The sequence below is a fragment of the Bacteroidota bacterium genome (assembly GCA_030017895.1).
Lineage (GTDB): Bacteria > Bacteroidota > Ignavibacteria > UBA10030 > BY39 > JASEGV01.
On the sequence record JASEGV010000031.1, the window covers coordinates 1 to 12,408 of the forward strand.

Sequence of the window (12,408 nt, forward strand, 5' to 3'; positions counted from 1 at the left end):
AAATCATCCAAACCCATTTAATCCTGTAACAATCATCAATTATCAATTGCCAATTAACAATTATACAACGCTAAAAGTTTACGATGTTTTAGGTCGTGAAGTAGCTACTCTTGTTGATGAGTTTAAAGAAGCTGGGTATTACAATGTCGAATTTCGTCCCGCAAAAGCGGGATCGAATTACGAACTTTCGAGCGGTGTATACTTCTATAGACTTGTAGTGAACGCAGTCGGACCATTACAGTCTGGTAGTTTTGTAATGACAAAGAAAATGCTGTTGGCGAGGTAAAAACCGAACTCACATCAAATCAATTTTCAATTTTATTTCCCCTTCTTTTTCAAAAAGAGAAGGGGATTTTTGTTTATTCCAGAAAATTCATGATGAGTGATTAGTTTCTATTAAACCCGTTAGATATTAACAATTTTTTGATACACTTAACCTTACTAAGAAAATTATCTAACGGGTTAAACTTTTTCCTAATGAATTTTTAGGGTTTATATAGAAGATAGTGGTAGAACCCGCACAGAAATCGCAAACATATTATCCGAAAACGAATTTAATTTTTCGAAATTAAATATAGAAAAAATTGATACAAAAACTTCAGTCCTTCAATTACATTACTGCGATAAACATCCATCCCATCATCGCTTTTTATCTGAACTTTGGAGAACTCCCGGTATAATCGAAATAACTAATCTCATATAGGAGGTTCGCTTACCTTTTTACCAAAGATATAAAGAACCAAAACCAAAATTGCTATCCCAATTGCAATTGAAATATAAGGTGATAAACCGAATGCTGTCGGTATGTCGCCAACTAACATTCCGACAACAGCTACGATGATTGCGTAAGGAAGCTGCGTGCGAACGTGGTCAATATGATCGCAAGCCGAAGCCATCGAACTCATTATTGTAGTATCTGAAATCGGCGAGCAATGATCGCCAAAGACTGCCCCCGCCAACACCGAGCTGATATTGCCGTGCAAAATAAGCTGTATGGTTTCGGCACTCAACCCGGCATCAACCGACAAATTATAACCGAGTGGAATAACGAGGGGCATCATTATAGCCATTGTTCCCCAACTTGTGCCAGTTGCAAAACTGATAATTGCTGCAATCAAAAAAGTCAACACCGGTAAAAAATGAGGTTCAACAGCACCGCGCAAAGTTTGCACCAGATAGTTAGCTGTGTGCAATTCTTCAGTAACAGAACCAATCGACCAAGCCAACACAAGAATCAGAATTGCTAACAGCATCGACTTGATTCCGTTGAACCATGCTTCTACCGAATGTTTGAGACTTAAAATTCTTTGAAATACTGTAAGAATAATTGCAATAAACCCTCCGCTGAATGATGCCCAAAGCAGCGAAGAATATGAATCCGATTTACTTATAATATCACCTATCGAATAGTCTCTAATACCGTTTTCCAGCAAAGCTTGTACACCGGTGAAATATAATCCGCCGAGAGCAACAACAATCACAGAGAATATAGGAATTAAACCATTGTACCAACGGATTTTGTTTGAATCAATTTCGTTTCCTGCAAGGTCGGTTAAATTTGCTGCCGGCTCAGCTCCATCGCGTAATACTTTAGCTTCGAAACGGGCGCGCCTTTCGGCTTTAAGCATCGAACCGAAATCACGATTCGTAAGTGCAACCAATAAAACAAATACCAATGTTAAAATCGGATAAAACCGGTATGGAATTGTACTAATAAAAACAGAATATGCATCTTCCGGATAACCGATACTTTTAAGCCCCTGTTCGATTAATCCTACTTCGTAACCAATCCAAGTTGATATGATGAACACACTTGCAACTGTTGCAGCTCCCGCATCTACTATGTAGGAAAGTTTTTCCCTTGAAACCTTGAGCTTATCTGTAATCGGTCGCATCAGATTGCCACGAATTAGAACATTGGCATAATCGTCAAAGAAAAATAAAAACGATAAAGCCCAGGTTGCAATCTGTCCGCGTTTCGGTGTTTTTGCAAATTTTATTACTAAGTTTGCAATCCCTAAACTTCCGCCGTTCCTCGAAATTACTCCTACCATTCCACCAAATAACAAGCTGAAAACAATAATCTGCACATGACTTGTAGTTGCAATGGAATTAATAACAAAGTGGTCAACAACTCGTAGTACCCCACCAAAAATATCATAATTAAAAATTAATACAGAACCTAACCAAACACCAGCAAACAAAGAAATAACAACTTCACGAACTAACAATGCTAAAATAATTGCGAGGAGTGGAGGTAAAATGCTAAGAATCCCGGGAATCGAACGGAGTGGTTTTGAAACTATGATTTCGTTGTATTGCAATTTAATTTCTTCAACACCTGAATAGTTAACAGCAGCATTTTCGACTATTAATTTTCCGTTTTGAAATTTTTGTTTTATTGGAGTGAGTTTCCCTTTTTCGGAGGTGAAAATATTTTGAAGATAAACTGAATCAGAAAAGCTCTCAACAACATTACCCGATTTGTTAAGGACAGTAATTTCTAATTTAAAAGGAATTTCTTTTAAAACGACAGGTGGAAGCGAAATCTCGAATCTCTCAATCTTTCCATTCGATTGGGAATGGCTATCAATAAATAAGATTGCAATAAATGTGATTAATAAGAAGAATCGAAAGAAAGCAGTCATGATACCTCAAAAGAAGTTGCAGAATGATTTTAAGTCAATTTGAAACATTATTTTCATAAAACAATTATATCTTTTGTTCTTGATTACGTTCGCGATAAAGTTGTCCCACGATTCCACCGATTATAAATACAATACTTGAGTAATAGATCCAAATTAAAAGTACAAACAAAAAAGCGTATGTACCATATAGAATGCTTAACGAGTGAAACGTTTCAAGATACCATGCAAATAACTTGGCTGCTGATAGCCAAAGAATCGTTGCAGTAATTGAAGATATTATTGCAGTTCTCCAGGATATAGCCACATCAGGGATGAACCGATAAACAATTAAAAACATTATGAATGCAAGCACAACAGTTAACAAAAAAGGAAGAGCCTCGTCGAAAAGCATGAATTCAAACCCAGAAAATCCTGGTATGGTGTGCATTAAAGTCGTTAACAGAGAGTATATCCAAGTTGAAACAATTATCACCAGAAATAAAACACCCACAACCAACACCCAAAGAAAATCTTCTAAAATTGTTAATATCATAAGTTTTGAAGATTTGATTTTGTAAACCCTGTTCAAAGCAGTTCGCATCGAACTGAAAAGTGAGGTCGCAGTCCAAGTTAGGATGGCAATACCGGCAATACCGAATGAAGTCCGATACTCGATGATGTCTTTTATGATTGTTTGTATCGAGTTTTTAATATTTTGTGCATAGGGTTGATTAGGGAATGCGGCGGCTAAAATTTCTTGAATTTTTTGTACACCTAACTCGGATGAATTTAATACAATTCCGAACAACGAGGTAAATAATAATAATATCGGAATCAAACAAAGTACGCCATTAAAGGAAATCCCGGAAGCAAGGAACAATAGCTCATCGTCAAATAAATGTCTGAAAAAGTTTTTGATATAATACTCAGTCGAGTCAAAAGTATTTTTAAATGCAGTATTTATATTCCGTTTCATCTTTTGTTCTATAAAACTTCTAAAGCAGCGTATTTTAACATTAATTGTTTACGACCTGCATTTTCAAAATCGATAACAGCTCTTGTTTCATCACCGTTTCCGTTTAACTGCAGGATTCTTCCCTTCCCGAAAGTAGAATGCCTAACAACGCTGCCGACGTGCAATTCTTCAGCAACTTGCGATTGCGATTCATAGTTTCGGAAGTGTTGAACAACTATCTTTTTTTCGCTGTAGTTTTTGGGTCTCTTGAAAGGAACTTGCGATTTAGTAGGTCTATCAAAAAAATCCAGTTCTTTATTAAAACCTGATTCTTTACGAAGAGGACCATTCTCATATATGTATAAATCGTCCTTTATTTCTTTCATAAACCGGGATGGATTCGGATATGTTAATTCACCCATTCGATAGCGGGAGTAGGCATAACTCAAATATAATTTCCGCATACAGCGTGTCATCCCAACGTAAAACAGGCGTCGTTCTTCTTCAACTTCGTTTGTACTTTGTATAGCTTGAAAGATTGGGAACAAACCTTCTTCTAAACCCATAATAAAAACAACATCATACTCCAATCCTTTTGCGCTATGAACAGTCATCAAAGTAACAGCATTACGTTTATCGTCTAATCGATCTACATCAGCAACGAGTGATACTTCTTGCAGAAAAGCTTCCAGTCCTCCGTTTATATTTTTTTCAGAAAACTCGGTTATCGCCGATAGCAACTCGTGAACGTTTTCCATTCGCGATAACGTTTCCACCGTTCCTTCTTCCTTAAATTCTTTTAAGATACCGATATCATCTACAAGAGAACGGGATAATTCGCTAGCCGACAAAATTGTTTTAAGACCAATAAATTTTTGGATGAGTTTGCGAAACTGTTTTAATTTTTCTATCGTATTTTTTGAAATCCCCTTTGCTTCAGTTGAGAAATCGACTGCCTCGAAAAATGAGCATTTGCATTCTTCTGCAACAGCTTTGAGATGATTTACGGTTACATCCCCGATTCCGCGAGCCGGATAATTCACTATCCTTTGAAAGCTGATATCATCTTTCGGATTTACAATCAACCGTAGGTAGGCAATTATATCCTTAATTTCTTTTCGCTTATAAAACTCGATACCACCTATAATCAGATATGGAATCCCACTGCGTCGTAGGGCATCTTCAATTGAACGGGATTGAGCATTAGTACGGTAGAGAATGGCAATGTTCAGAAAATCTATTTTGTATTTTAATATCGCTTTTTTAATGTTTGCCGCTACCTTTTCGCTTTCGTCGGTGTCGCTCTGGCAACTTAAAACAGATATCGGCTCGCCTTTTGGATTATCAGTCCACAAAGTTTTTTCGATACGGTTTACATTGTTTTTGATTACCTGATCGGCGGCTGTTAAAATAGTTTGTGTTGAGCGATAATTTTGTTCAAGATGGAAAATTTTGGCTTCCGGAAAATCTTTCTCAAAGTCCAAAATATTCCTGATATCTGCGCCTCGAAAACCATATATACTCTGAGCATCATCGCCGACTATGCAGATGTTTTTGTACTTCCCAGCTACCATCTTTATCAATTTATACTGAGCACGGTTTGTATCCTGATATTCATCCACCAAAACAAATTTGAATCTATCCTGATACTTAGAAAGAATTTTGGAATGTCTTTCGAATAACTCAATCGGTTTTAGAAGCAGGTCATCGAAATCCATAGCATTATTTTGCTTCAGCCGTTTTTGATACTCCTTAAAAATCAGGGCTGTCTTTTCCTCAAAAATATCTTTGGCTAATATTTCGAATTGATCGGGAGATACGAGTTTATTTTTAGCAGAACTTATTCGTGCTCGGATAGCATTAGGTTTAAAGGCTTGCGCGGAAATCTCAAGGTCGTGCTGAATATTTTTTATCAATCCTAAACTATCGTCTGTATCATAGATAGAAAAATTTTTTCCATAACCGATATGCTCGCTTTCGTATCGAAGTAAGCGTGCAAACATTGAATGGAAAGTACCAATCCAAGCACTTCCACTTTTATCGCCGACAAGTGAAACGATTCGTTTTTTCATTTCATCTGCAGCTTTATTTGTAAACGTAAGAACTAAAAGTTGATACGGCGGAACACCGATGCTTAACAGGTAAGCTACCCGGTATGTAAGAACTCTCGTTTTGCCGCTTCCGGCTCCCGCAACTATCATAACAGGCCCTTCGACCTGTTTTGCGGCATTTTGTTGCACGGAATTTAATTGATTAATAAATGACATGAAATAAGTGATAAATAAAATTTTGATCCCACAAACCGCTGCTCAAGTAAGTTGAGTGAAAACTTGTCCGCTAAAGTATTATTGCACCTTCGAGACGAAGCAAAAATTCTTTTGTTTTAACTCCGGCTGCATACCCAATCAGTGAGCCATCGGAACCGATAACCCTATGACAAGGCACCACAATAGGAACCGGGTTGGCGCCGTTAGCGCGACCGACTGCCTGGAAACCTTTCGGGACGCCTACTTTTTTTGCAAGTTGCCGGTACGATATTGTTGTACCATAAGGTATCTTACTCAATTCTTTCCATACACGAGATTGAAATGGGGTCCCTAATAAATCAAGTGGAAATGTGAATTGTACTAATTTCCCGTTTAAATACCTGTTTATCTGCTCGATATACTCTTTGTTTCTCGATTTGTTTTCTAACACTGCATCAATTTCGAAATGTGTATTCAACCAATTAAAAAAATCTTTTTTCGTTTCCTTTGGGATACTAACGCGGCACAAACCTTCGTCGGTTGAAGCTATATAGATATGACCAATGCGAGAATCGAAGGAAGTACAATAGACTTTACCATTTTCTTTCGGAGTTTCTTTCACTGATCTCATAAATGTTTTTTCCGTACTCGGATTCACAACAGTAAACTTCATCTATTTTTTTTGCTAACGATTAAGGAAATAAATTCGAATTGCAACTTTAAATTTTATACAATTTAAACTTCCAATAAATTGCCGTTAATTATAATCATAAATGAAAATAGATGCAAGAGTTTTTTCACTTTTTTAGAAATAAATTTTTCCAAAAAATATTTTATTGATGTTTTTTATAAATTTATGAAACGTTGTGAAACTCACTTAAATATTTCCTTAAAGTGTCTTTGCTAATTGATTAAAAAAATGCACGAACTTCACCCCGCATCTGATGATTAGTTTTCAAATTAGCTTCTTTTCTGCCATCGTAATAGATGGAAGTTTGTATAAAACTTGTAACTCTGTACTCAACAGCCAATCTCCAAAGCCAGGTTTTTCCCAGAACACGTCCTGCCGTCAACTCAAAAGGAATGTTTTGAGTTGCCCCGATAATTTGAACTTCCTCTCTGTTAAATTCAAAACGAGCCAATCCCCGGTCTTTAATTGAATAAATAATGCGCATACCTTGTGTGTTAATATCAGCGGTTGTGATATGTGTTGTAGATTTATTCTCTGCTTTTCCTAAACCAATTTTAAATCCAAATTCAAATCTTGGTTCAGGACGATACATCCAATCGGATATAACAAAATTACTTCCGATATTTCGTACACGATAATTTTCCTGACTTGCGATAACTTGATTGATTTTGTTTTCATAGTCAATCTGATTGGATATTTCTTTTACTAATTGCCAGCGCAAACGTACCGAACGATCGCGATTAAAACTTCTCTCAGTAGCTGCGGCGTATTGAATTAATCCCTTCCTTTCCTGATATCTCAAACGTATCGAGAAAGCCGGGTCATTTTCCAATATATTAATGTCTTGTGTAATTCCCCTGTTCCCGCTAATGGTAAACGAATCGCTTAAAAACGAATTTAAATTTAATAAATAAATTTTCCGTTGATCCGGTATAGTAGATTTTTCTTCTATCCTGAGAAAAGTTTCCAACGAAATCATATTTGATACTCTTCCTGCCAGAGTTTCGTTAGATATAAATTTTGCAGGTACAAGTTTCAACCTCCAGTTTGCCTTTAGATCGACTACCGGTGTTAATTTATCGGAAGGGATAGTCAGCGAAATATAATCGCCGTCGAAACGTGTAGGTCTGAATTCATCTTCCGTAGCAATTCCGTTACTATCGATATCTCCGATATACATATATGATCCGCTCCCTTTATCGACCCGCTGAAATACGCGTTCCAATTTTGCAGATTTCTGTGTCGAAACATCATACAATAAATCTGTTTCAATGCCGCGGTTCAGTGCCGCATACCTCGTGAACCACCGCAGCAAAATTGTTTCGGTATTCCCGCCTGCCTGACTTTTAAACTCCTCGGTATAAATCCGCTTCCGGTAAGTAACATCTACATTTGCAGATAAATTTGAAATCGGGCGCAGCGCTGCTGAATAAATTTGTGTCAAGGTATTCGATTCCTTCCGGATTTGCTTTCTCGAAAATAAATTATCAACCCGCCATTTATATTCAACACTGAATAAACTATTAAGAATATTTCTCAACAAAATCTTGGGCGAATATTCCTGAAAACTAAAGCTCCCGACTTTCAACGTGTCTGTTTGCATCGAAAACGCTTTTCGAATCTCATTTTCGTATTTAAAATTTGTTGTAAAATTTGATTTAGAAAATTCTACACCCCCGATTTGTCGTAACCAGTTGCTTCTTGAATCAATATATTTATCCTCGCTATTGATTGATTCAATTTTATATTGAAACTGAGGCATCGAAACTTTGCTCAAGCTAATATTCCCTTCTAACCTATCCGAAGTAAATAAATCGCCGCGCCGCATCCGTCCATAACCAGTGCCGATTGCAAACTCATTAATTGGATTGTAAATCAATGAACCCTCAGTAATTTCTTCATTTGTTTTTGCAGATTGAATAAGATTCCACTTCCTGTCGAATTCAACATCACTCATCCGATCTATTGATTGGAATTGACTGGTAACAATCCGTTCGAGTATTTTAAAATCAAACCTTCCGAAATTTAAACCACCAAATTTTAGCTCCTTCGGATTGTATTGCAGCGAAAACTTGTAAGCTCCGCCGCGATTATCAACATCATTTATTTTCGAAAACCTGTTCGCATCGAAACTGCTAAGAGCGGCTTCACCTGTAAGTTTCAGTTCATCTGTAACTGCCGATTTTATATCAACATCAAAAATAGTTTGGATTTGGGGTAACGGAAGAAACCGAATTGGCATATAACTTCCCAAACCTTCACCAACAAAATTGAAATTACCGATACTGATTTTTGCATATTCCCCACGACCTTCGCCAACGTATGAAAAATTTACACTATAATGAGCCGCCGAATCGCCCGGTGAATAACGAAAAATATGTTTGGGATGTGCTTGTATAATTGTATCAACACGAATGTATTGCCCTTTTCCTGAACCGATAAAGTTTGCCCCATCTTGAACTGCAGCAAAGCGATCGTCGCCAGCATTTCTGAGTATTGCTTTATCATTTTCGCTCAAAGATAAATCGATAGGATTATCGTAATCGTCCCCTTCACGTATAAAGGTAGTTGCGAGCGAAATTTTATTCCGCAAAAAATTAGAGGAATTTTTACCAGAAATAAAGTTTCTTGTATATTGCCTGTCGGTATATTCGAAATCAACTACAATCCTTGAATTTCCGTGTACTAATTTTTTGGATGAGAAAGTTAGTTCGGCAAGGGCATAATCGATAATATAGTCGTTGTTGTCGCCGCGTTTCATCAACTCGCCATCAACATAAACCCGTTCACTACCAGCGATTATGATAATTGCACGCTCCCGATTTTTTCCGAGAAGCCGATAAGGACCTTGAACTCCTTCGATTCCTATAAACTGATTCGTATTGAACTTCCCTTTTGTAACAGCACCGGACATTACTATGTTTCCGTTTGAGAATCCTGCATCATATTTTGCAGTTCCCATACCTCCTTGCAGTTTGCGATTGATCCGGCTGAATTCGTTTCCATCATAGCTGATGTTAAAATCGCCTAAAGTCGTACTCAAATTTTTTGTTTTTAACTCTATAAAAATTTTATCAATTTCTTGTAGCGTTTGGGTATTCCCTTCGGGTTGAATCGGAGTGTTCTCGTCTGTCAAAGCAGCCACAACATCGACTCCCTCCGAAAGTTTTCCCGACATCTGCATTCGGAAACCGGAGTTGAGCGACATATCGCGATTACTGCCAACGGTAAAGCCGCGTGTGAGACTTCCGTTTGCTTGCAGCTCTTTGCTAAAAATATTTTCTATCGAAAATGCAGAAGCTGATTCAATTGACTGGACTAACTTCCCCCTCAAACTGTCGTTACGAGTAATAAGTGCGCGTCTATAATATTTTTCTTTAAAAGTTAAAGGATATATTTTATAAGATACAAACAATTTATCATCGGCGTTCTTATTTATTTTTTCAAACGTCTCAGCAAGAAGTTTCAATTTGTTATTTTGGAAATCCCAGATGTAATCTTTCCCTAACAGAAGTTGTGTTGATTCAACATAAACATCCATTGTTTCTTTGATGATATACCGATCTTCAAGTTGATAAGATGAATCTGGATGAGCGAGAGGAAAAGTAAATGACTTTTGCATCTCTGACGTTTTTAATTGCGAGAGGGTTGTACAAGCTATCAGAAATTGTAAGCCAATTATAATAAATATGTTTTTGATCTGAAAATTTTTCATAACCATTAGCAATATACAACACCTGTATGAAATTGTAAAATGGCTTTGAAGTTTATGATGATTTTCTTATATTGTAGCGGAAATTAGCCGAAGTGGTGAAATTGGTAGACGCGCTGGACTCAAAATCCAGTAGGGCTTACACCCTGTGCCGGTTCGAGTCCGGCCTTCGGCACAAAATGTATTTATAATTTGCGATTTTAGATTTGGGATTTTAAATTTAGATTTCACCCGCCCGACAAAGCTGTTCTGGAGGGGGCAAGAATTTTAGATTGGACGAAATCCACAAACCATGTTAATATATCAAACACTCCAATATTCTATCAAATCCAACACTCCATTAATCCATCACTCCATTTATCCAATATTCCACTTATCGCTCTTCTCTGAATCCAACTTTGTCAAATGGATTTACAACGCTTGAGGCAACGTTCAAAAGATGAGCTGCAACTCGCTTGATATAGCGGCAGTAAAGTGCTGTGGTTACAGAGTCCTCAACGGGAATTGTTTCATCATAGTGTTGAATGAGATCGATGACGATTTTATCGCACGCTTTTGTAATCCATTCATTCGAACTCATAATTACATGCCCCATCTCCCTATCCGACGAACGCAAACAAGGTAAAATTTTCTTGAACATTTCTGCAACTGCATCTTCAATTTTTTTAACCTGCTCTTCATGTTTTCCACAAAATAAACGGCCGGGATGAGCCTTAGCAATGTCAGTAATATTTTTTGTGTAATCACCAATTCTCTCGACATCTATAACAATACTGGTTAATACTAATCCCGGTATTATGTTCGCTCCACCGGTTACAGCAAGATGTTTAAAAACTTTACGACGAACCTCCTGCAGGTATGTGTTCACCGTTTTATCCATCGAGTAAACATCTCCGCTAATTTTTGCATTATCGGTATTTCGCAAAGAGTAAACCGATTTTTCAAACATTTCACGTGTAGTTTCGAGCATCACATACGATTCTTCCCAAGCTTGTTTGAGGAAGTTATCGCGACGCCATAATTCATAAAGTTCTTTAAATTTTAACATAATTTATTACTCCAAAAAATAGATCAATAATAAAGGAATTAGGAAAAAAACTGAAATAATATAACCAATTGGAATCAATTTCGAACGAAGAGAATATTTAGCTAATTTTTCTGCAAAAAATATCGGAATCATTTTAAGGGGCCAGAAAATAACCATTCCGAACACATTGAAAAGGAAATGAGCAAATGCAACAGTTACTGCAGTAATTTGTCCGGTTACCATAGCTGCAAGCATTGCGGTAACGGTTGTACCAATGTTAGCTCCTAACGTATAAGGATAAATCTGTTGAATTGAAAGGATGCCTGCACCCGCGAGCGGTACGACGAGCGATGTAGTTATAGAACTGCTCTGGACAAGAACAGTAAAAACTATACCAATGAGAAAAGCTCGAGCGCCTGTTTTAAATAAAATCTCATCGAAAAACGCTTCAACTTTGCTAATCACTAATGCTTTTAGGTTTATAACGATATACCTTAGTGTAAGGAAGAGAAGAGCTAACGCAATTATTATAAGAATAACTCCTGATTTACCTACAACATTTACTATGAACTCAACTGAAGGTTTGATGATGACTTGAAGTGGATTAAATAATTCCATACCCCCCACATTGCCAAATAATGATGCAAGGTATGATGAACTTATTCCAATAAAATCAGTTGCTAATTGGATGGGAAAAATAACTATAACTGCAAAGAGATTAAACCAATCGTGTACAGTTGAAACAGCAAAAGCCCGGCGCATTTCTTCGGGCCGATAAATATGTGCGGTAGCTACCAGAGTGTTTGTGATAGTTGTTCCGATGTTCGCACCCATTATAATGGGAATGGCACCTTCAATTGTCAGTCCGCCGGCGGCCACAATTCCTACGGTAAGCGATGTCGTGGTAGAAGAACTCTGTACGATACTTGTAGCCAGTATTCCAATGAATAAGCCTATCATCGGACTTGCAGTGGTTTGTAAAAGTGTTTCAGCAAATCCCTTCCCCAAAAACTTAAAAGCTGAACCCATCAATGTGATGCTGATAAAAAATAAATATAAGAGGACTATCAGGTAGAATAAACGCAGCACCATTTGTAAACGGGTTTCAGACACGATGAAACAATTCCTTTTTAGTTTTAGAAAAAAAATT

8 protein-coding genes and 1 tRNA gene are annotated in these 12,408 nt (G+C 37.2%); 2 read left to right on the plus strand and 7 right to left on the minus strand.

Annotated elements, in window-relative coordinates; translation table 11 throughout:
* Positions 1-286 (plus strand): T9SS type A sorting domain-containing protein (locus QME58_07475; protein MDI6803672.1); only part of this gene is annotated, 286 nt, incomplete at its 5' end.
* Positions 287-695: 409 nt separating this feature from the next.
* On the opposite strand, the gene QME58_07480 is transcribed toward QME58_07475, so the two are convergent.
* From QME58_07480 to QME58_07500, 5 genes are all read right to left on the minus strand, one after another.
* The gene (locus QME58_07480) at positions 696-2,648 is read right to left on the minus strand and encodes a Na+/H+ antiporter NhaC family protein (protein ID MDI6803673.1); all 1,953 of its coding nucleotides are present in this window, start codon (positions 2,646-2,648) and stop codon (positions 696-698) included.
* A gap of 64 nt (positions 2,649-2,712) precedes the next feature.
* Positions 2,713-3,603 (minus strand): YihY/virulence factor BrkB family protein, encoded by an 891-nt coding sequence (locus tag QME58_07485; protein ID MDI6803674.1) that lies wholly within the window; start codon positions 3,601-3,603, stop codon positions 2,713-2,715.
* 8 nt (positions 3,604-3,611) lie between these two features.
* Positions 3,612-5,849: a 3'-5' exonuclease gene (locus QME58_07490; protein ID MDI6803675.1), complete on the minus strand. Its 2,238-nt coding sequence runs from the start codon at positions 5,847-5,849 to the stop codon at positions 3,612-3,614.
* A gap of 70 nt (positions 5,850-5,919) precedes the next feature.
* Positions 5,920-6,459 (minus strand): methylated-DNA--[protein]-cysteine S-methyltransferase, encoded by a 540-nt coding sequence (locus QME58_07495; GenBank protein MDI6803676.1) that lies wholly within the window; start codon positions 6,457-6,459, stop codon positions 5,920-5,922.
* Positions 6,460-6,739: 280 nt separating this feature from the next.
* On the minus strand, positions 6,740-10,141 hold the full coding sequence (locus tag QME58_07500; GenBank protein MDI6803677.1) for a hypothetical protein: 3,402 nt from the start codon (positions 10,139-10,141) through the stop codon (positions 6,740-6,742).
* A gap of 179 nt (positions 10,142-10,320) precedes the next feature.
* Between QME58_07500 and QME58_07505 the strand changes: the two genes are divergently transcribed.
* Positions 10,321-10,406: transfer RNA gene (locus QME58_07505), tRNA-Leu, on the plus strand.
* Positions 10,407-10,604: 198 nt separating this feature from the next.
* Here the strand turns inward: QME58_07505 and QME58_07510 are convergent.
* The gene (locus QME58_07510; GenBank protein ID MDI6803678.1) at positions 10,605-11,279 is read right to left on the minus strand and encodes a PhoU domain-containing protein; all 675 of its coding nucleotides are present in this window, start codon (positions 11,277-11,279) and stop codon (positions 10,605-10,607) included.
* A 6-nt stretch (positions 11,280-11,285) separates the two neighbouring features.
* The gene (locus tag QME58_07515) at positions 11,286-12,350 is read right to left on the minus strand and encodes a Na/Pi symporter (GenBank protein ID MDI6803679.1); all 1,065 of its coding nucleotides are present in this window, start codon (positions 12,348-12,350) and stop codon (positions 11,286-11,288) included.
* Positions 12,351-12,408 lie beyond the last annotated feature (58 nt).

What these genes read in the sequence shown, in the direction of transcription:
- QME58_07495 (MDI6803676.1), bottom strand. Translation starts at nt 6,459, where the DNA reads ATGAGATCAGTGAAAGAAACTCCGAAAGAAAATGGTAAAGTCTATTGT.
- QME58_07480 (MDI6803673.1), bottom strand. Translation starts at nt 2,648, where the DNA reads ATGACTGCTTTCTTTCGATTCTTCTTATTAATCACATTTATTGCAATC.
- QME58_07490 (MDI6803675.1), bottom strand. Translation starts at nt 5,849, where the DNA reads ATGTCATTTATTAATCAATTAAATTCCGTGCAACAAAATGCCGCAAAA.
- QME58_07485 (MDI6803674.1), bottom strand. Translation starts at nt 3,603, where the DNA reads ATGAAACGGAATATAAATACTGCATTTAAAAATACTTTTGACTCGACT.
- QME58_07510 (MDI6803678.1), bottom strand. Translation starts at nt 11,279, where the DNA reads ATGTTAAAATTTAAAGAACTTTATGAATTATGGCGTCGCGATAACTTC.
- QME58_07500 (MDI6803677.1), bottom strand. Translation starts at nt 10,141, where the DNA reads ATGCAAAAGTCATTTACTTTTCCTCTCGCTCATCCAGATTCATCTTAT.
- QME58_07515 (MDI6803679.1), bottom strand. Translation starts at nt 12,350, where the DNA reads ATGGTGCTGCGTTTATTCTACCTGATAGTCCTCTTATATTTATTTTTT.